This window comes from Enterococcus pernyi, assembly GCF_045371165.1.
Classification (GTDB): domain Bacteria; phylum Bacillota; class Bacilli; order Lactobacillales; family Enterococcaceae; genus Enterococcus_B; species Enterococcus_B pernyi.
On record NZ_JBIQDM010000003.1, the window covers coordinates 203,302 to 223,870 of the forward strand.

Consider the following 20,569-nt stretch of genomic DNA (forward strand, 5'->3'; position numbering starts at 1 on the left):
ATTAAAATTTCGTTATTTCTTATTTATGAAAAAAACTATAACTCTAACTATAATAACAACTAACCCCTTACTCTTTTGCTAGTGTAAGTTCATTCATTTGCGGTATCGATTGCTTCATCATATGATGATACAAAGGGGGAGTATTTATGAAAGCTTGGCTGATCGTGCCCTTTGCCGTTTTATTGTTTTCATTAACGGGTTGTGAAGAGCCACAGCAGATGACTGTTCCTGATCAAACGAAAAGCACTAGTTCTACTGTCGAACAAATAACCACTGAACAAACCGATCATTTAATCGAAGAAACGGAGGAATCGCTTGTGAGTTACCCATCTGGCAGTTTATTAGCCGCAGTCGAAGACAACGATCGAAAGAAAGTTGAGGATATTTTACAAACAGAGTATTCAATCGATGAACAAAATGACAAAGGCGAAACACCTTTACTAATTGCCACACATCATGATTTTGTCGAGATCGCCAAACTTCTGATCGATCATGGTGCGTCAATCGATATCCAAGATGCGATTCAAGACAGCCCTTACCTTTACGCTGGAGCACAAGGAAAAACAGAGATCCTATCTTATATGTTGGAACAGCGTGAACCAAATCAAGCAATCGTCAATCGTTTTGGCGGTAATGTCTTGATTCCAGCAGCTGAAAAGGGCCATTTAGACAATGTGAAACTCCTGTTAACCGACGCACGTGTGGGCATCGACCATCAAAATAATTATGGTTATACCGCGTTGATTGAAGCAGTTGCTTTACGTGATGGTTCTGAAATCTATCAACAAATCGTTCAAGAACTGTTGAATCATGGCGCAGACAAAACGTTACGTGACAATCAAGGGAAAACTGCGGAAGATTACGCAAGAGAACTGGGATATACTGAGCTATTGGCACAACTATCTCAATCATAATATAAATATAAACGCTGAAAAAACTCCCTCAAATGCGGTGTACACGCATTTGAGGGAGTTTTTTCATCCTATTTTTATTTGCCGATCACGTTGAAATTATGATTCACTTTTGCATCTATCACTTTTTTTCGTTTGAAATAGTCGGCAATCAATTCGGTCATATCGATTGGATATTCTTTTACGATCTTCTCCGCTGAAAACATCTTATAATTTCCACCACCAACTGCTCGATATTGATTGATCACCACTTCTAGTGGTTTATCTAAGGGAATCGGTTCCCCTTCTTTTTCAAAGCGCGTTACACGATGCCCGATGGGGTGATTTAAATCAATTGTGTAATTGATACCTTCATACATATCATAGTTATAATATTGAGGTTTGGGTTGGATATACTTCGGATCAAACGTAATTCCTTCATCGGTTGCCATTAAGTAACCAGCCGTTTGTTCGAGTGCTGCTTTCAGTTCTTGTCCCGTCACACGTACAACAGCCAGAGTATTCGGGTAAATATAATTCGTAAGAATATGACGCATACTGACAGATTGTGGCAAACCAGTCACTTCATTATTGAATAAGGCTGTTCCTGAAATCTCTGCTCCAGTCGCATCCATCTGTATTCGATTGATCAATTCAATATATGGATGCTCATTGACTCTAGCTGCCATTGGATCAATAATCCGTAGATCGCCCAGCACTTCTCCCACTGGTTGGTCTAGCCACACATCTAATGCTTTTGAGACTAGTCCAACTTGTTCAAGAACACTAGGATCTGGAGATGCCTCGTTCGTCGGATAAAGTTGACACGAGTGGTCTAAGACGATAAACTTATTATCTTGCTTTTTGACAGTTAGTTTGATTGCTCCTACAAAAGCCCCACGATATCCTGGTTGGATCACTGGTACACCATTGACGACTTCAGCAATTTCACGATGTTGATGCCCTGTGACTAACGCATCGATCCCAGGTACTTCTTGTAATAATTGACTTCCTTCGTTTTCACCAGTCATTGCTTCAGTCGGCTCGTTTGTTGTTAGATCTTTTTCAAAACCACCATGGTATCCAACGACGACTAAATCTGCTAACTCACGTAATAGTGGCACGTACTTTTTGGCCGTTTCCACAGCCGACACAAAGTGAAGATCCTTGATTGTTTCAGGATTTTCCCAGTTTGGGATATACTGGGTCACTAGTCCCAAGACCGCCACTTTAATCCCTTGTTTCTCAATGATCTGATACGGAGGTAAAACCGATTCCTGTTGATTCTTCCTTAACATATTGGCTACGACTATTGGGAAATCATAGGATTGGATTGCTTCATTCAAATAGTTCCAGCCATAATTAAATTCATGATTACCTAACACACCTACATCATAGTTCATGCCGTTTAGAAGCTTTGTTAACGTCGAGACAGAATACTCCGGTTGTTTTGCAACAAAATAACTAAGTGGCGAACCTTGGATAAAGTCACCGTTCTCAATCATGAATACCGGACCGCTTGCTGCTTGTCTTAATTCCTTCAGTTTTCCAGCTACCTTCGCCACACCAAATGGTTGTTCTAGGTCACTGGCATAATTCGTCGGCAGAACGTAGCCGTGCATGTCACTTGTTGCAAGGATCGTCACTTCCATTATTTCACCCTCTCAGTCGTTTTTATTGGTTCCAAGCATCTTCTAACTGCGGTACTGAATCTGTGATCAATTGATCTGTATCTTGATTTGTGTTAGCTAATATATTCTCCATGATCGTACGTATTTCGTTGAACGCATTGTCACTATTCTCCACGACTGGAATCGAGAACAATTCTTTCGTTGCCTCTTCTAACTGTCGTGGGACTTTTGTTTCCGATGAATTTTTGTAGTCATCACTTTCTAATACTGATTCGATCGTTGGCATATAGCCAGTCATGGTTGCCCAATACAATTGGTTTTCTGGCTCTGATAAGAATTTCATATATAAAAACGCTGCTGTCCGTTCTTCTGGTGTGGCACTACTGAACATGTAGAGATCCGTTCCTTGTTGTAAATTGATTTTTTCAGGGCGTGGAGCAACATCATACGTAAATACACCTTCCGTATCTTTCTTCACATATCCTTCCCCTGCAATCGATCCGATAAACATAGCTACTTTTTGATTGGCAAAAGGCCCTGATAAATAGTTGTCTGATCCCGCAATCCGGAAGTATCCATCTTTGACACCCTCCGCGTAATAGTTGATCAATTCTTTTGATTTGTCACTGGTCAAATCTAACTCTTTGTTAAATTCAACCCCTTTGTTTTCCATACCGATCGTATAATAGTTGTTCAAAGAATCAAAGCCGGCACCTACAACTTCGCCATCCGTTGCTTCATAAATCTTTTGGGATGCTTCTTTGAGTTCAGCGAATGTCGTTGGTACAGCGACATCATATTTTTCCAACATATCTTTGTTATAAAAGAGCATTTCAGTCGATTTATTAAAAGGAATACCGTACTGGACATCATTGATCTTGGCGCCATCCAGCAAAGAGGTACGAATCGCTTCTTGGTCTTGCCAACCAATCGTGTCATTATCGATCAATGGTTGGAGATCAACGAGCATCTCGTCTTGTGCAGCATCGTATAACCAACCAGGATAAGCTTGAGTAATGGTTGGTAGATCTCCTGGTGACGGAAGAGTGGAGTTGATCTTTGCTTGTAGATCAGAATATTGGGCTTGGTTTTGTAATTCGACTTTGATAGTTGGGTTTGCTTTAACAAAATCATCAGTCATCTTTTGTAACGCTGTTTCTTGCGCACCGTTCATTGCATGCCAAAAGGTGATCGTCGTGTCTTTTGTTAAATCAGTGACAATTTCTTCACTTGACGAAGATGCGTTCGAGCCAGTGTTCCCACAGGCGCCTAAAGTCATTACAGCTGCTGATGCTACCAAAAACTTACTAATAGTTGTCCATTTCATTTTTCATTTTCCTCCAATTATAGTTGAATGGTTTCGCCTCTTTGTACTAATACTCTGCTTCCATATGGATTATGCATACTCTCAGGTTTTAACGTATGGATTGGGACCAACATAGCTGGTTTTATCCGATCGATGATTTCTGCTAGATCCGCAGGTTTTGCATGACCTGATAATGATAACTGCTTAAACTCCACTTGTTGCTTTTCAAAAGATGCTCTAAAAATCGCGTACTGGGGATCAAACTCGCCTAATGGTTGGGCATCACTGTGTATATACAGACCTCCTTTTTGTAATGAGTCAACCTTACCAACAAATTGCCAAAAATAATCTGTCGAATCTGCTAATAAAGTATCGTAAGAATACTCAAGTTGTGGATCTAATGTATCGATCCGCTCTTTCTTCTCAGCGTAGTAATAAGGGACTTCTCGTTTTGCGACTTTTTGTAAGAGTAAAGCCATTTCTGCTTCCACAACTACTTGTCGTGGGGAGGCATCGATCAAAGCTTCCCAGCGTTTGATGTTCGCTGGATAAAAATTGAAGGTCAATTGACGATTCTCGTTTTCTTGGATCAACTTCACCAGTTGCTCCGTCAGTCCTCTTTCGCTATCTAGTGATGTCACATGTTTCTTTTCTTTCTCTGGGAAACTAATGCTCACTCCTTCCAGCATCAATACATCGACCTTCTGTGCCGCTTCACAAAACTCTTCTGTCAAATGTCGGTCAAATCCATGAAGACGAAGGTCACCTGAATAAGCAATCAAAGCAGTTGGTGTTTCGATAAGAAAGGCTGCTGCCCCATATGCATCATGATCCACAGGAAACAAACGTATCGTTATTTCGCCAATGTGAATATCTTGATCAGGCGCAATCGTTTTGATCATTCGTGTATTTCCTTCTATATAAGGGGAAGGCAACAAGAATGTCCCGTTACGATTTAAGCTTTCCAATAAATCTTTGGTCGGCTCTAATGTATATAAGGGGATTTTTGGATCAAGATAATTGATCATTTTTGTATGATCCAAGTGAACATGCGATAAAAATACTGCAGTATTTTTAAACTTAGTCTCTTGCTTTTGTGTGGTCAATCGAGGATCATAAATATCAATTGCTGGAATAAATCCTACATCTAGTAAAGTTGGTAGCTCTTCATTTGGTAAGTTGATCTCAGGATGATATTCTGTCCCAAAGTCAAAAAAGATTCTATCGTCCCCGTAAGCAATTTCAATGACTGTTCCACCGATCGTCATGAGCCCACTATGAAAGGTAATACTTGTTTTTTGATTAGCCTTTGATCCCATTTTTTGCCACTCCTCGGATGATTTCTTTTCTAAAAATAAAGTAAATAAGCACAATTGGTAATACCGTTAAGGTGGCTGCTGCTAATTGTAAGTGGACATCACTGCCACTTTCGCTCGTAAATGCAGATAAGCCATTGTTCAATAATCGAAACCTTTTGTCATTTGTGACCAATAACGGCCATAAAAAGGAGTTCCAACTCGAAATGAAAGTCAAAATTCCTACTGTGACCAGCGCTGGCTTAGACATAGGAACAAGGATCTTTTTTATATATTCCATATCAGATGCGCCATCGATCTTAGCTGCTTGATAAAAGGAACGTGAAATACTTTTCAAGTAATTAGTCAAATAATAAATATAAAAAATACTCGTCAAAAACGGTAAAATCAAGGCAGTATAAGAGTTCAACAAGCCTAAACGTGCGATTGTATTATAATTCGTAAATATGATCGACTCGTATGGAATCATCAACAGAGAAATCAATCCTACCATCACTACTTTCTTGTAGCGAAATTCCAAAGTTGCTAAAGCAAATGCTGCCAACAGTGAAGTGATAATGGTTGCCAATGTGGTTACTAACGATACAAATGACGTGTTGATGAAGTATTGAATAAATGGCGCTTTTTCAAATACCGCGAAATAATTCACCCATTGAAAGGAATCAGGTATAACAGTTGGTGGAATACTTGTCGCTTCCCGATACGTCATCAATCCACCGAGTATCATATAGATAAATGGAAAAACAGTAATGATTCCTAGGAGTGTCAAAAATAAGAGTGAGAGCAATGTAACGATTTTTTTCATCTTTGTCTCCCCACTTTCTTCAAAATCAACTGTTGGAAAAAAGTAATACTTAGAATAAGCAAGAATAAAACAAGTGTTGCTGCCATAGCTAGACCTGGTCTACCTGCAACGTGGAACTTATCATAAATGTAAAATACTGCGGTCATCGCACTTTTTGCAATTCCAGCTTGACCACCAAACAGTGCATAAACTTGCGTGTAGATTTTAAATGCGCCAATCAAATTGACTGTTAAGAGAAACGTCAATGTAGGAAGCAGTTGGGGCAAAGTGATTTGTAAAAAAATCTCCCATTCATTTGCGCCAAACATTTTCGCGATCTTGTAATGCTCTTTGTCAATGTTACGGAATCCGGCTAATAATATGATGATATTGAAAGCTAGACTTGTCCAAATACCAAAGAGGATCAAAGTCGGCATACTCATTGACACACTATCTAACCAATTCACGCGGGGAAGCCCAACAAACTCGAGTAAATAATTGATGAGTCCGTAAGATCCGTTGAAAAAATAGCGAAAAACAATACCGATCGCTATTGTACTCGTGACATAGGGCATAAAAAAAATCGCTTCAAAAAATGACTTATACTTTACTTTTTCAAAAATCACCCACGCAATTGCTAATGAAAGAATCAAAGCAATTGGTACGACGGTAAAACTGTAGAATGCAGTATTTTTCAATGCGCGAAAAAATACCGGATCACTAAACAACCGTTGATAATTCTCAACTCCTGCAAAGCGAGGATTGATCAATGTCCCTTTTTGAAAGCTCATAAAAAAAGCTCGAAAAAGCGGATAAATATTGAATACGAAAATTGCAAGTAATGCTGGAAGCAAAAAATACCAAGCCTTTAGCTGATTTTCAGAGTTATAATTCTTCTTTCCCATCAATAGATCCTCTCTCCATCAAGACTGAATAAGAACACTTTAGGATAAGCCAAATTAAACGTAACCTCAGTTCCTTCAGTAATCTCATTTTCCACTCGTACAATCGACTTTACTCGCTCTCCTGCAAGTTCAAAGTGTAAAATCCGTTCACGACCGATCAACTCAACACTTTGAATCTTCCCTTTCAAAGGTCCATTATCGCTTGGAAAGATATCTTCAGGACGCATGCCTAAGTAATATTTACCATTTGTGATTGATTTTTTGAAACGCTTTTCCATAAAATGAGTAAGTGGTAAATCAAATGACGCATGTTTGACCCGATCATCGATGACTTCAATCGGTAAAAAATTAATAATTGGATTACCAATGAATTTCGCCACGAATAAATTTTCTGGCTCTAAATAGAGATTTTGAGGGTCATCTTCTTGTTGTATCTTGCCATCTTCCAACAAGATGATTTTGTCACTGATCGATAGAGCTTCCTCTTGATCGTGGGTGACAAAAATCGTCGTGATCCCCACTTCTTTCACTAACCTGCGAATTTCTTCACGGATCTTCAAGCGTAGTCGAGCATCGAGATTACTTAAAGGTTCATCCAATAATAAGACTTCTGGTTCTTGTACTAAGGCTCTCGTGATGGCTACTCGTTGTTGTTGCCCACCAGATAAAGTCCCAGGTTTCTTGTTCTGCAACTCTTTGATATTGGTTAAATCCATATATTTTTCAGCAATCACTTTTGCTTCGCCTTTTTTCTTTTTATTATCCCCAACTAATAAAGGAAACATGATGTTTTCTAAGACAGTCATGTGTGGATACAACGCGTAATTTTGAAAAACAAAGCCAATATTACGATCTTTAGGTTCTGTTTTTATGACCGATTGCCCGTTAAAACGAATATCGCCATCTGTCGGTTGTAATAGTCCTGCGATGAGGTTCAACATCGTTGATTTACCACAGCCACTAGGGCCTAAAAGACAAACAAGTTCTCCTCTTTCAATCGTAAAATCTACTTGCTTCAATGCTTCAAAGCCATTATCAAAAGTTTTCTGTAATCCGATCACCTCAATCATAAGTGACCCTCCGCTCTTCCTTATATTTTTTATGACAGTTGTTTTCTTTCACATCTTCATCTTAACGTTCGAATATTTAGATTACATATATTATTTGTAAATATCTTGAAAATATTCTTAACTCCTAGTTTTTATGTTTGTTTTATTGTAAAAAATTGAAATCAACGTTATAAAATGATGCTTATAAAAACTCTTCATATAATATTTCAATAAAAGGATAACAAAGAAAAAATGCTTTATCTATAGCAATATTTAACGTCAATACGAGAAATAACAGTTATCTAGCAGTTAAACCTCGAAGATTGCTATGGAATAAGCATTTTGTTATTTTTTTAATATCAAAAAAATCGTAATTTACATATTATTTTTATGATAAATACGGAATTCAAGTGACTTAACCGATTGATAAAAGACAAACAACGAATATTCGAAAATATGTACAAACAAACAGACCACAAAGAGTTAGAATAAAAACTACTCTTTGTGGTCTGTTAGAATGTTTAGTCGATCTCTTTCTTGATCAGATCATTACATCTGAGTAAGCGATCTTTGCTTAAAGCTTACGTGCAAAGAATGAAACGATCAATACTAAAATGATTGCTCCGATAAGTGATGGTACGATTGCCATTCCACCGATCACTGGACCCCAAGTACCTAAAAGTGCTTGACCAATAGCTGATCCAACTAAACCTGCGATCACATTCGCAATGATTCCCATTGAAGAACCTTTATTTGTGATTGCTCCTGCAATTGCTCCGATAATACCACCAACGATTAATGACCAAATAAATCCCATGATTATTTCCTCCTAAAATTCTATAAAATTAAGTTTATTGTACGCGTGGTTCATTGTTTTCTTTTACTTTTTGCGCACCTTTGCCAACAGCTGATTTTGCTTTGTCAGTTTGTTTTGAAGCAAATTGACCAGTTGATTTTGCTGCATCAGTTACTTTATCTTGTACTGTTTCTTGATCTTTTTCGTATTCTGCTTGTGTTTTGATGTCAACAACATTTACGTTAACTTCGATCACATCAAGATGAGTCATTTCATTTACTTCTGTGCTGATCAATTCTTTGATTTGATCGTAAATGTTTTCGATATCTTTTCCATATTCAACAACTACATCTAAATCAACAGCAACTTGTTTTTTACCAACTTCTGCGTTGATTCCAGCAGTCACGTTATCTGTATTGACTAATTTTTCAGCAATATTTGAGAAAAATCCGCCATCAAGAGTCAACAAACCGTCAACGTCTTTCAATGCGTAACCAATGATTTTTTGAATGACTTTGTCTTCATAAGTCAATTCACCTTTTGCTGCAGTATCAGCAACTGGATTTGTACCTGTAGTAGTGTTCACGTTTTTGAAATCTTTGTTTTCCATATTAAATTCCTCCTATGATTTGAAATATTCATCTAACAATTTGGTTTCTTTTAAATAAAAACCAATACCCACACCAATAGCGGTCATGATCAATATTAAAAGAGTTTTGAAAAATCCAACTGTTAACCATAAAACGGCTAATAGTAAGCCAAGACCCCCAAAGATAATAGGGAGCTTATATAGTGAAAAAAATTCTTTCATTTGTGTGCCCTCCTATTCTACTCGTGAGTGCTGGTTGTCTTCATGATCTTTTTCTTCTTGATAACTACTATAATTGACAGCTACTTTGATCTCTTGTTCTGAACCAAGGACATTGGCAACTTGATCTCTCACTTCTTGCATCAACATTTCTGTTTTGCCAATCAGAGAAGAAGTACGTTTTAGATCGCCTTTTACATGAATATTGATTTTCTGTTTTGTTGATCGTACTTTGACTTTTGGTGATTGGATGAACTCTTCTTCGTGTAGATACGAACGAGTCAGTCCTTCAATTGCTTTTTTATCCAACGTCAATTTTCCATCTTTGTGCTTTAATACGAATGTTCCTTTCGATTTTGGATAGAAAAGAACAAATAATAAGATGAGAACGACAACAATTGCAAAAACGACTGCAACCCAGAAAATAAATTGTTGCATATAATAATTTGTTATCGTAAAAAAGCGAAAACGTTCCAATTGTTCAGGTAAGATATATGGTGCATTAACTAGAGCGATGATCAAAAGTACTGAAAGTAAAATTATGCTTACAATTACACCGATGATCTTTACCCCCTTATTCATTTTCCACCTCCTAAGTATCTTATTTTTTATTTTTCAACACATGACCAACAAGTATATCGCTTGAGGAACCCATAGAAATACCTACCTAAAGTAAGCGCTACCAAAAAGTGCAGGCTCAAAATAACTTTGGTACTCCCTCCTGAATAGAAATCTTAAATAACAGTAACAATTATTATATAACTTCTATTGTTTCTTGCTGGCTATACTACAAGGATAGTATTCAAGATTAAAAATTGCAAAGATAATGCTCATTTATATTACAAAATAAAAAATAAAAATGACAAAATGCAGCAAGAAACGATCATTCCCCACTTTCAAACCAAATGTTTTAATGTTTTATTATAAAGGATGATACCCTTTTCAAAAACCATTAAAATATTTTATAATAAGTAAAAGAAAAATGTTAGAATAATAGTTATTCAATTTAGTAAAACTATTACTCTTAGAAAGAGGTGTCATATGCTAAAAAAATCCATATATGCATTTATAATAACGATTATTTACTTGATTGTTTCCAATGCTGGTAATCTATTTTTTGGGGTGTTTAAAGAATTTAGTTGGACCACTACTCTGTGGGAATCATTGTTTTTCTTTTTATTCGTTCTCTTACTACAAAATTATCGAAAGAAATGAATGGGTATGAATATCAAAAAAAAAAAAAGCGATTTAGATTTTTTCTAAATCGCTTTTTTATTTTTATTTATTCATTTCATTTTTTAATGCTTCAGGCATTTTGGGTTTGTAGATAACGAATGTGCAATCTGCACCGATCGTTCCCATTGCGTAAGTTGCGATAGCAATCGCCATTGTTGAGATAACCTGCATCATTTGTAATTTCTTTGTTTTTAGACTTGTTAACATATTTACTCTACCCCTTTATTTTTAATAAACATCAACAATATAGCAATTGCTAGACCTAACAAAAGATATGTACGAATACTGTCACTAGGTAAAAGCAAGCCGATCGTTGTGATGAACAAAATAATAAGAACCGCTTTTCTTAATCGGAAAGGTCCTTTTGCTTGATTGATCGTCCGCTCTTTTACGAATATTCCTAAACCCACAAATAGAATTCCGAGAACAAACACAGGACGAGTCGATTCAAAACCAAGCGAAGCGGTGATCCATGGCAAAACAACCAAGAAAAGCACACTAAGTATTGTACAAACTGCACTGTTACTTGCATGAAATCCTTTCGTGGTAAAACGAACTGAGATGAATACAAGGTGTGTGATGAATACTGCTCCCACAATATGTAAGAGAAACGCAATACCATACATCACGATCATCTTGAACAGATCAACAAATAGGATCGATAACCCATATTCCACCTTTGCTTGTTCAATCGGTGAAAGTCCTAATTGTGAAGCGAAATGTCCACTTATTTTCTTTGATAATTTTTCCTCTATTGAAATGTACTCTTCAGTCATCTTTCACGCTCCTTCGCAGTTTATTATACCTATTTTATAAATCTATGGATTATTTTATCAAAAGTGTTTCTTTTTTTGTCAAAAGTGCAAAAAACGATGCGTTTATGCTTTGGGCGAAAACTCATTTTCAAAACGAGTAGCTAATTTTTTTAAGTATCTGGTAGATACTAAACATTCTTCCCCGTTCGTCATAATCACTTTTCGCTCTTTTTTATTGATTTCTGCTATATTTGCCAAATTGACGACAAACGATTGGTGACAGCGACACAAAGAATCACTTAATTTTTCGATTTCTTTAATTCTCCCCGCATACTCAATCATGCGATTGTCCAAGTGTACGATCAATTTATGTGGTGTTGAACTTGAACTAAAAAAGAGAATTTCATCCACATATAATTTTACATCGACGGCACCGCTTTTTAACCAGATCTGTTCCCTGGTAGACAACGCAGTATTCATATAGCGTTCGATCGAAATTTCAATACAACTGTTGATTTTTTGTTGCAATTGTTCTTCATTATCTTTGATTATATAATCCAACGCCTCTACCTTATAAAGAAAAGTAAGATAGACAAAATCGGTATAAGTCGTAACAAAAATGATTTTGGCTGTTGGATCATACTGTCGGATCTGCTTTCCTAGTTCCACACCATTGATATCTGAATTTAAATCGATATCTAAAAAATAGATACCCTCTGTTTTGTTAGTTGACACGTAGGATAAAATATCATACGGGTTATCTGCAGCTAGTTGGAACTCCACATCATAGTCCATCATCATCACGTAATTTTTAATAATATTGGTGATGCGGTTACGATGGATCTCTTCATCATCACAAATAAAAATTTTTAACATAGTTACCCCTCTACCTCACATATAGTTATGATTTGTATAAACTTTTCATCTTGGATCTTTGTATCTAAAAATACATTTGCATTCAACTGGACTAGCTCATCCAGATTTGTCAAACCTATCCCAGAATTACCGGGTTTTGTCGTAAAACTTGCTTTCTTTAAATCATGTAATTTAGGCAAATCATGTGGACAGTTATTGATCAACATAAATGTACAGTCTTTATGGTCTGCCACGATTGCTAGTTCAATTTCTGGATGTTCAATTTCTTCTGAGGCTTCAATTGCATTGTCCAAGATGATCCCCAGCATTCTTACGAGTACCATCGTAGACACTTCCACATGATTGACCACTTCAGGCACAGAAATGCTCACATGGATTCCTTTCTGGTGTGCCATATATAACTTACTCATGATCACACTTTTGATTTCTCGAATTTTTATATTTGAAATCGAAGACATCCTAAAAATTTCTTGGTCAAAAATCGATCCTGTCGCTTTGATACTATTTCTAAAATAATCCTTTAGACCTGTTAAATCTTCAGTTTCGATATACTCTTCCAATGAAATTAGAATATTTTTGTAATCGTGTTTAAATTTTAGAATCTCTAAATAATTTTTTTCAGCTTGTTCACTATATTCGATCAAGTAACTCATTTGACGTTTTTGCTCTCTATTTTCATATTCCGTTCTTTTTATGAAAATAAAAGAAAAACAAATGATCGCTGACAACAGCCCATACAATATCATGAATAGCTCATGTGCATCGATCAAATAAATTCGCAAATTTGGAAATCTTTCAATGACCACCAGACAAAAATAGACACAAATCGTCGCTGTTGCGATGATTCCGCTGATTTTCATCGTCAAGAGATCTTTGTAGCACTTTTCTAATAACCATGTTTTGAAAATATATGCAAAGAAGAAAAAAAGAAGGGTTCCTAGAATCACAGTTAATCTTATGTTTAGAACCAAATGAAGAATCGTATAACTAAAATTGATGATATAATCGGAAAAAATATATAAACAGAATGTGACAGAAGGGATAAATAGCGCAATATAAATATTTCTCCGGAAGTAATAGGTTACGGCACATAAACTAGCCCATAAAACTGCAGTTGCAAAAAAATTCATCAAAAAATAAAGTGCCATATAGCAAATGATTCCAATGATTGACAAAATGACGTAATACCGATTTTTTAAATGCGTTTCCAAATAGCTAGTCACCCAAAAGATGCAAGCCGTTTGAACGATGACAATCAACAAGCTTTCCAGCGTGTCTAAATTCACAAAATATCCCCCTAATTTAAGTAAGTCCTCACGTGCACAACAAACCAAAAACAACAAAGAATTGCTTCATTACCCATTTCTCTTAGACAAAGACTAATTTCTTCATTTTATGTACCTTTCGATAACAAAAACGTTTTAATCCTTTTCACCAAAAAAGATTGTAGCACATTTCACTAGTCTTTTGGATTACATGTTGATTAATAAACTGCGTAGAACTTTTCATTTTTTCGGTGCAGCCAAGGATTTTTTCTGGAAGTAATAGTCTATTTACATCAATTGTATGTTGTGCTATAATAAATATATTGCGAATCATATGTTATACGACATCTTAATTTGTTTTTATGAAATTTAATCCCACTGGCGTAACTAAAGGGTTACAAGGATGTATTAGTGGTTAGGGAATACATTGTTTAAATGAGAAAGAGTTAATATAGAGTAATCGCCTCTTTAGAGGTTTTAAGTAACACCAATGCTTCGTTAGATTGCCTTTTCTTCGGAAAAGGCAATCGTTCAACCATCTTTTTATCGAAAAACGATATATTATAGTTGAATATCAATATATACATTCTATTAGGAGGTTAAATAAATGAAAAATCATTCACGCTTTTTAAAAACAACGACTATCGGAATATGTGTTGTTTTCGGACTCTTTGGTCTGTTGTTGGGTACTCAGTTACTGACCAAAGAATCAAATGCCCCCTTAGATTGGCAAACCACCCTATTGAGTTTAGTCATTTTCACCACTCTACTATCAGGTATCATTATTGGCGGTATCATTTTTAAATTATTAACAATCATCTCTAAAGACCAAACATTTTCTGATCATTCACATCGTTTAGTTAGCTATATCCGAAAAGTAATGATTTTCTTATCACTCAGTACTTTTGGTATTTTACCAAAATTCTATCAAATGGCAGATGCGGATGACGCGCCTGGATTGATGCTATTAGGTTTTGCACTGGTTTTCTTACCTTTTGCGGGGTTAGTATTAATGAATGTCTTGATCAAAATATTGGAAGAAGCAATTCGTTTGAAGAAAAATGACGAATTGACCGTGTGAGGTGTGAGATGGCGATCATTGTTAATTTAGACGTAATGTTAGCAAAGCGGAAAATGTCAGTAACAGAACTAAGTGAAAAAGTGGGTATTACCATGGCTAATCTTTCAATTTTAAAAACTGGAAAAGCGAAAGCGATTCGCTTCACCACATTAGATAAAATCTGTGAAGTTTTGAATTGTCAGCCAGGAGACCTTCTTGTCTTTGAAAAAGATCAAGAAATCTAAATAGTTTTGGTGTTATAAAAATGCAAGCTCCATAATCTCAAGATTTGGAGGACTTGCATTTTTTTATTCGTAATCAAGCCAGTAATTCTTGATAAAAGTTGATCAGATTATGGATCTCTCTCGCTTTTGGAAAGACGGATATACCGAATATAGGGATATTATAGGTTTTATCAATCGTAATATTTGAAATAATACAATCAAAATTTTCATAATTGATTAAATCTTGGGACAAGGTTTGATTATTTCTAGCAACAAATTCAAAATGATTACCCAATTGTTGGTCTAATTCACTGAGTAAATAGGCGTCATATTTTAGTGTAGAGTTGGTGATGACTAACGCGCGAACTTGCTTATTATCTTCGAATTTTTTTATTAAATCTGGCCAATACAATAATATTTCTGTAAACATAGTTGTCGCAAATTCTTCGAAATCATTTAGTAGGATATGATGTGTATGTACATAATGTTTTAACTTATTCCATAATCGAAGCTGGATTTTATTCATTTCTGAGTGACTATTTTTAAAAAAAAGAGAATTTTTTTGATAACTTATAGAGAAAGGCACCGTGCTTTGTTGTAATAAAATAGTTACTTTACGAAAGATCTTTTTTTTATCTTCGCACACAATTCCATATTTTTCTTCCACTTCTTTGATAAAACTATCAATTGCAAATAGAATTGGATTTTTTTGATTCAAAGAACCTCTGTCGAATAATTGAAAAATAAATGCTTGATCGAATATAAAACTTGCCAAGTGTTCATTAATCAATTCGTTGCTCTTTGGTAGACGCAAACGTTTATTTGATAGTATTTCGTACTTGAATTTTTTTTGTTTTTTACTAACCGAAACTACCCCATTATCATTTTGTAGCAATAATATCCGAGCAGCAATCCAAAAATGAAATATTTTTTCTTCTTGCGGTTCCAAACTAATCAGTGCTTGTTGCAAGTTGTTTTCTTCAACAAAATCCTGCGCAAGTTGAGTCACCATCAACCGAAAGGATGCAGGAAATGCATCTTCAAAATAATGATATTTTTCCATTAAGAACTGAACGGTCATTTCAGTAATGACTTGATCGTTTCCAACAAGTTTGATCAGTGCTTGTACTTTCAGATCATAACTCTGTAACATTGGATTGATTTTATCGACGATTCGCCGCAAGGTACTTTCAGAAATAAATAAATAGTCTGCTAATTCAAGATAATTCTTGAATTTATGTAATAAAATAGCTTCCAAGTAGCGATATTCAATCGACTCTTGCTTGATCACTTGATAGATATAATCTTCCGTGACATGAGGTAGAATTGTTGCTTTCACTCCCTCTTCTCGAGTCATTTGGATTTTGATATCGTTGGCATAAGAATGAATATCAAGCAAGTCATTTCTTAACGTTTTGGCTGAACAACCAAGTAAATTTTCTAAGTCGTTAAAGCGATAGGTATCACCTTCAAATAAGTATTCCAGTAACTTCAATTGTCTTTTTAATTTTTTTGACAAAATCTTCAACATTTCTATTCACCTCACAAACAAATAAAAAACACTCAAATTTGGGTTTCCCTTCCTTTGAGTGTTTCCCATATTTAATTTTAGAGGTCTTTTTTCTTCTCTAAAAACTATTTTTTCTACTATGAATAAAAAAGTGGATAAAAAATGTCTTAATTTTATTTATCGGACTCTTTTTCCAACTTTTCAGTCGATCGTTTTTTCCAGAAGAAGATACCGCCAACCAAGGCAAGTAACATAGTTCCTATTACTGAAAGAAGTGTGTTTCGAGTGTCATTTGTTTGTGGTAAGTTGCCTGTTGCTTCAAGATCACTTCTGTCATCTTGTCCACTTTCTCCATTTTCACAGCTTTCACTTCCAGCACCCTCTTCGCTAGCACCTGGTTTATCTTCTGCACCTGGTTTATCTTCTGCACCTTGTTCGTCCACTGAGTATCTTCCTTGAACACTCGCAGGACTCAATTCTAACTGCAATCCTTCATCTGGAACAATCGTCACATCCATACTTTCTATTGCTTCTCTGCCATCTTGGATACGCACTCTCGCATGCCAAATGAATTGCCTAAATTAGTGGTACTGATAGTATTTATCCACGTAAGTTGATAACTGCCATCATCCGCGATCGTAAATAGCTCTTGCGACATAGGATTCGAATCATTTTGACGCATCGTAACTTGAGGATTGGTCGTGGAAATCAATGGTTTTATTTCGATTTCAATAGGAAGCGTGACAGCAGGTCTACGGTTTGATCACTAACTCTAATTTCAATGCTTTACTTACCTCTAATTGACTTGTATCAGATTGCGTTACCCATTCATACTCTACCGTTCCCCTCGTATTGTGGGCATCCACAAAATTTTCTGGATCAGGAATACCCTGTTGATGTTCCAGAATCAATGACTCAGATTTTGGAGTAAGGCGAATACTGCCAATGTCAGTTCCAGAGAAATCGACAATGAAACTAGTTGAGCTACTCTCCAATTTCCAACATCCATTATTTATTCCCTGGGAATGTCCCCAGTAAGAAAATGGGAATCTGCGGATTTCGAATTCTTCTTCTTGAGGTAGTGCTATTTTTAAACGGGTAAAGACCACATTCATTTCCCCTTCTGTTCGAGTATTATGTAAGGCGCTTAATGAAGGTGTGACTTGCATTGGCCAAGTTCCCACTCTTTGGATCAGAAATCACCGTATAAACTGCTCGTTGAGTATGATCATTTCGGCGCAAAGGGCTTAGATCTTCGACGATATATCGAATAAAATCATTATAACCAAAACCCGGTGTTCGGTAGTACATAGGTGTGACATTTCTTAAAATAACTTTATCACCTATGTTAAAATTATCTTGTGTTAGATCTAGGTTGCTTCTGATCCCAGCTCTTAAATGCCCCGTCAACATGTCCCCTAATTGCCTATCCCGTAGGTTACTTACATACGGAATCCATGAAGGTAAATCTTGTGCGTGGATGGGATTTAATAGTTGATCTAACGAATCACTCCGTTCTATTATCTCTTCTTTACTTAAATTCTTTAACTCCTCTTTGCTTAGTTCATTTATTTCCTTCGAGTCATTTTGCTCTTTCTCTGGTTGTTTCACTTTTTCATTTGTTTCTTTTTTACTTTTTCCACATTCTTTTTTTTCCCTCTCATTAGTAGTCGTTCTTGCCTGTCTACTTTGAATCAGACCTAGTTCATGGAATGCGGTCACTGCTTGAACGACTATGTCATTGAGATTGCCTAAAGTCAAACCTAGGATCAAAGCACTGTTCAACAGTTTTCTTCTTGTTCTCAAATTATTTCCTCCCTTTATCAAACAATCAGAGAAAAACTTTTTTGTTTGGTTCATTCTCTGTCGATAGTCGTTTCTTTTTTTTAAAGGATGTTCATAGTAATTCAAATGACTCTTTTATAAAAACGTTATGTATTTTGCGTTTCTTAATCGTCTTTTTACTATTCACTCCTTTTTCAAATCATTTAGAAAAGCATTGAAAAGCTTTACTTCTTCAATTTTATCGGTCATCATCGTCTTGCGTAACGTCATTTTTCCCTTTTGATTAGGAGTAATTGAAAGAAGATTTTTTGTGAGAAAATAATTTACTAATCATCTACTTGCAAAAACGCCGAAAGGACAACAAAAAAGAAGGATCTTCACTTCGTTGAACAAGTCAACTTGTAAAGATCCTTCAATCAAATTCAAGATAATTGAATGTTACCGATTATTTCAAAGTAAAAGAATTTTTGCTTCCATTGCAAATTTCTTCTTTATTCTTATAATTTACGCGCAAAGAATGACACGATCAAAACTAAAATAATCGCACCAATCAATGAAGGCACGATTGCCATACCACCAATGACTGGTCCCCATGATCCTAATATTGCTTGTCCGATTGCTGAACCAACAAGTCCTGCAATGACGTTCGCAATGATTCCCATTGAAGAACCCTTATTTGTGATTGCTCCTGCAATTGCTCCGATAACTCCACCTACGATTAATGACCAAATAAAACCCATCTGTATTTCCTCCTATAGTGTCTAGCCGATTTTTTCAATGCGACATCTCATTTTTTAATTAAAAGTATTGACTCACCAAGATATTTTATTGTACTCTTGGCTCGTTATTTTCTTTTACTTTTTCTGTTCCTTTGCTTGCTGCATGTTTTGCTTTATCTGTTTGTTCTGACGCAAATTCTCCAGTTGCTTTTGCAGCATCCGTCACTTTATCTTGGACAGTGACTTGATCTTGTTCAAATTCTTCTTTTGATTTGATATCTGTTACATTGACATTCACTTCGATGACATCTAAGTGTGTCATATTCGCTACTTCTTCACTGATGATCTCTTTCATTTGTTTAAAGATATCTTCAATGTCTTTGCCGTATTCAACGACGATCGACATATCAACAGCCACTTGTTTCTTACCTACTTCTGTTTCGATCCCAGCTGTTTCATTGTCAGTATTGACTAATTTTCCAGCTACATTAGAGAAAAATCCTCCGTCTACTGTCAATAGTCCGTCGATACGTTCTAATGCGATCGCAATAATTTTTTGAATGACTTTGTCATCATAAGTTACTTCACCGTTCATCGATTCTTCACTGCCCTTCACTTCATTTTTCTGTTTGTTTGCCTCATGAGTTGGAGTATGCACACCAGGAGTTTTTGCTTCATGATGTGGATGATCGTGGTGTTCTTTTTGATCATGCGCTACTTTTTCTTCTACATGCGGCACCACTGGATCTGGATGTGCAGACACTGGCGCAGTTTTATTTTTTTCATCTTTGATCCCTTGTGCTTGATTCGGTGTTGTTGGATCTGGATGTGCTGATTTCGGTGTATTTCCGTTTTGATTTGAATGATTGTTTTCCATGGTAAAGCCTCCTAAGATTTAAAGTAATGTTCTAAAATTCCGGTTCTTTTTAAATACATGCCGATGGCTACACCAAGCGCAACCATAATCACGATCAGCAATGTTTTAAAAAATCCGACAGCTACTAGTAAAATAGCTAATATCAATCCAAGCGCGCCACAAATAATTGGGAGCTTGTATGTCGAAAAGATCTCGTTCATTTTCTCTCCCCCTTACTGTACTCGTGAGTGTTCGACTCTTTTTGATTGTGGTGAGTCAAAACCGGTATAATTGATCAGGACATTCACTGGTTCATCTGTACCGATGATTTGTTTTACATCACGCTCAATGTCTGTCATCAGTGCTCCTGTTTTACCGATTAATGATGACGTACGTTTCAACTCGCCTTTTACTTTTACGTCAATTTTATTTTTTGTTGCTTTGATCGTTACTTTTGGGGAAGAAACAAACTCTTCTTTCGTCAATCGTGAACGAACCATTCCTTCGATTGCTTTTTTGTCTAATGTTAACTCGCCATCACCTTTTTTTAGTAAGAATGAACGGTAAGTTTTTGGGTAGAATAATAAGACTAGAATCAATATAAGTGTCAACACAGCAAAAGCTGCGGTTACCCAAAAGACATATTGTTGTACGTAAAAGTTAGTTAATGATAAAAAGCGAAATTCTTCTAACTTAAACGGCAATGGATAAACTGAGCTTAGCAACATTGCAAATATTAAAATAGACAGCAGAAGGATCAGTAAGATCGCTCCTATCGTTTTGGCTCCTTTGTTCATT

25 protein-coding genes are annotated in these 20,569 nt (G+C 36.0%); 3 read left to right on the top strand and 22 right to left on the bottom strand.

Annotation, left to right across the window (positions count from 1 at the left end; all coding sequences use genetic code 11):
* Positions 1–146 precede the first annotated feature (146 nt).
* Positions 147–914 (top strand): ankyrin repeat domain-containing protein, encoded by a 768-nt coding sequence (locus ACH0AK_RS05535; RefSeq protein WP_438846519.1) that lies wholly within the window; start codon positions 147–149, stop codon positions 912–914.
* Positions 915–988: 74 nt separating this feature from the next.
* On the opposite strand, the gene ACH0AK_RS05540 is transcribed toward ACH0AK_RS05535, so the two are convergent.
* From ACH0AK_RS05540 to ACH0AK_RS05605, 14 genes are all read right to left on the bottom strand, one after another.
* Entirely contained in the window at positions 989–2,542 is a 1,554-nt protein-coding gene (locus ACH0AK_RS05540; protein ID WP_023519717.1) for a bifunctional metallophosphatase/5'-nucleotidase, read from the bottom strand.
* Positions 2,543–2,564: 22 nt separating this feature from the next.
* Complete coding sequence (locus tag ACH0AK_RS05545) at positions 2,565–3,848, bottom strand: extracellular solute-binding protein (protein WP_023519718.1); 1,284 nt, start codon at positions 3,846–3,848, stop codon at positions 2,565–2,567.
* A gap of 17 nt (positions 3,849–3,865) precedes the next feature.
* Positions 3,866–5,146 (bottom strand): MBL fold metallo-hydrolase, encoded by a 1,281-nt coding sequence (locus tag ACH0AK_RS05550; RefSeq protein WP_178946390.1) that lies wholly within the window; start codon positions 5,144–5,146, stop codon positions 3,866–3,868.
* Positions 5,130–5,948, bottom strand: coding sequence for a carbohydrate ABC transporter permease (locus ACH0AK_RS05555; RefSeq protein WP_010735390.1), 819 nt, complete (start codon positions 5,946–5,948; stop codon positions 5,130–5,132). Before ACH0AK_RS05555 ends, ACH0AK_RS05550 begins: the two co-directional genes overlap by 17 nt.
* Positions 5,945–6,832: a carbohydrate ABC transporter permease gene (locus tag ACH0AK_RS05560; protein ID WP_041684204.1), complete on the bottom strand. Its 888-nt coding sequence runs from the start codon at positions 6,830–6,832 to the stop codon at positions 5,945–5,947. The genes ACH0AK_RS05555 and ACH0AK_RS05560 overlap by 4 nt, the downstream gene beginning before the upstream one ends.
* Entirely contained in the window at positions 6,832–7,902 is a 1,071-nt protein-coding gene (locus ACH0AK_RS05565; RefSeq protein ID WP_499796776.1) for an ABC transporter ATP-binding protein, read from the bottom strand. Before ACH0AK_RS05565 ends, ACH0AK_RS05560 begins: the two co-directional genes overlap by 1 nt.
* 553 nt (positions 7,903–8,455) lie before the next feature.
* Positions 8,456–8,698 (bottom strand): GlsB/YeaQ/YmgE family stress response membrane protein, encoded by a 243-nt coding sequence (locus ACH0AK_RS05570; RefSeq protein WP_010735387.1) that lies wholly within the window; start codon positions 8,696–8,698, stop codon positions 8,456–8,458.
* A 34-nt stretch (positions 8,699–8,732) separates the two neighbouring features.
* The gene (locus ACH0AK_RS05575; RefSeq protein ID WP_019724584.1) at positions 8,733–9,287 is read right to left on the bottom strand and encodes an Asp23/Gls24 family envelope stress response protein; all 555 of its coding nucleotides are present in this window, start codon (positions 9,285–9,287) and stop codon (positions 8,733–8,735) included.
* Positions 9,288–9,299: 12 nt separating this feature from the next.
* Positions 9,300–9,488: a DUF2273 domain-containing protein gene (locus ACH0AK_RS05580; protein ID WP_010735385.1), complete on the bottom strand. Its 189-nt coding sequence runs from the start codon at positions 9,486–9,488 to the stop codon at positions 9,300–9,302.
* Between the two features lie 12 nt (positions 9,489–9,500).
* Complete coding sequence (gene amaP, locus ACH0AK_RS05585) at positions 9,501–10,067, bottom strand: alkaline shock response membrane anchor protein AmaP (RefSeq protein WP_023519722.1); 567 nt, start codon at positions 10,065–10,067, stop codon at positions 9,501–9,503.
* A 696-nt stretch (positions 10,068–10,763) separates the two neighbouring features.
* Complete coding sequence (locus tag ACH0AK_RS05590) at positions 10,764–10,928, bottom strand: cyclic lactone autoinducer peptide (protein ID WP_023519723.1); 165 nt, start codon at positions 10,926–10,928, stop codon at positions 10,764–10,766.
* A 2-nt stretch (positions 10,929–10,930) separates the two neighbouring features.
* Positions 10,931–11,497 (bottom strand): accessory gene regulator B family protein, encoded by a 567-nt coding sequence (locus ACH0AK_RS05595; protein ID WP_137072478.1) that lies wholly within the window; start codon positions 11,495–11,497, stop codon positions 10,931–10,933.
* A gap of 102 nt (positions 11,498–11,599) precedes the next feature.
* On the bottom strand, positions 11,600–12,352 hold the full coding sequence (locus ACH0AK_RS05600; protein ID WP_499796777.1) for a LytR/AlgR family response regulator transcription factor: 753 nt from the start codon (positions 12,350–12,352) through the stop codon (positions 11,600–11,602).
* A gap of 2 nt (positions 12,353–12,354) precedes the next feature.
* Positions 12,355–13,638 (bottom strand): GHKL domain-containing protein, encoded by a 1,284-nt coding sequence (locus ACH0AK_RS05605; protein WP_023519726.1) that lies wholly within the window; start codon positions 13,636–13,638, stop codon positions 12,355–12,357.
* A gap of 586 nt (positions 13,639–14,224) precedes the next feature.
* Here ACH0AK_RS05605 and ACH0AK_RS05610 point away from each other — a divergent pair.
* Both ACH0AK_RS05610 and ACH0AK_RS05615 read left to right on the top strand, forming a co-directional pair.
* On the top strand, positions 14,225–14,698 hold the full coding sequence (locus tag ACH0AK_RS05610) for a DUF2975 domain-containing protein (protein ID WP_010735377.1): 474 nt from the start codon (positions 14,225–14,227) through the stop codon (positions 14,696–14,698).
* A gap of 8 nt (positions 14,699–14,706) precedes the next feature.
* Positions 14,707–14,922 carry a helix-turn-helix domain-containing protein gene (locus tag ACH0AK_RS05615; protein WP_010735376.1) on the top strand — a complete coding sequence of 72 codons (216 nt, stop codon included), beginning with the start codon at positions 14,707–14,709 and terminating at the stop codon, positions 14,920–14,922.
* A gap of 73 nt (positions 14,923–14,995) precedes the next feature.
* Here ACH0AK_RS05615 and ACH0AK_RS05620 read toward each other — a convergent pair whose 3' ends face one another.
* From ACH0AK_RS05620 to amaP (ACH0AK_RS05655), 8 genes are all read right to left on the bottom strand, one after another.
* Positions 14,996–16,432, bottom strand: coding sequence for an AcpB/EbpR/MafR family transcriptional regulator (locus tag ACH0AK_RS05620; protein WP_153829808.1), 1,437 nt, complete (start codon positions 16,430–16,432; stop codon positions 14,996–14,998).
* A 152-nt stretch (positions 16,433–16,584) separates the two neighbouring features.
* Positions 16,585–16,965 (bottom strand): LPXTG cell wall anchor domain-containing protein, encoded by a 381-nt coding sequence (locus ACH0AK_RS05625; protein ID WP_137072480.1) that lies wholly within the window; start codon positions 16,963–16,965, stop codon positions 16,585–16,587.
* A 198-nt stretch (positions 16,966–17,163) separates the two neighbouring features.
* The gene (locus tag ACH0AK_RS05630) at positions 17,164–17,580 is read right to left on the bottom strand and encodes a hypothetical protein (protein ID WP_226076483.1); all 417 of its coding nucleotides are present in this window, start codon (positions 17,578–17,580) and stop codon (positions 17,164–17,166) included.
* Complete coding sequence (locus tag ACH0AK_RS05635) at positions 17,546–18,217, bottom strand: hypothetical protein (RefSeq protein ID WP_226076481.1); 672 nt, start codon at positions 18,215–18,217, stop codon at positions 17,546–17,548. The genes ACH0AK_RS05630 and ACH0AK_RS05635 overlap by 35 nt, the downstream gene beginning before the upstream one ends.
* A gap of 476 nt (positions 18,218–18,693) precedes the next feature.
* Positions 18,694–18,936: a GlsB/YeaQ/YmgE family stress response membrane protein gene (locus tag ACH0AK_RS05640; RefSeq protein ID WP_010735371.1), complete on the bottom strand. Its 243-nt coding sequence runs from the start codon at positions 18,934–18,936 to the stop codon at positions 18,694–18,696.
* A gap of 85 nt (positions 18,937–19,021) precedes the next feature.
* Positions 19,022–19,792, bottom strand: a complete 771-nt coding sequence (locus ACH0AK_RS05645) for an Asp23/Gls24 family envelope stress response protein (RefSeq protein ID WP_010735370.1) — start codon at positions 19,790–19,792, stop codon at positions 19,022–19,024.
* Between the two features lie 11 nt (positions 19,793–19,803).
* Complete coding sequence (locus ACH0AK_RS05650; protein WP_010735369.1) at positions 19,804–19,992, bottom strand: DUF2273 domain-containing protein; 189 nt, start codon at positions 19,990–19,992, stop codon at positions 19,804–19,806.
* Between the two features lie 12 nt (positions 19,993–20,004).
* Positions 20,005–20,568, bottom strand: coding sequence for an alkaline shock response membrane anchor protein AmaP (gene amaP, locus ACH0AK_RS05655; protein WP_153829805.1), 564 nt, complete (start codon positions 20,566–20,568; stop codon positions 20,005–20,007).
* Position 20,569: the final 1 nt, after the last annotated feature.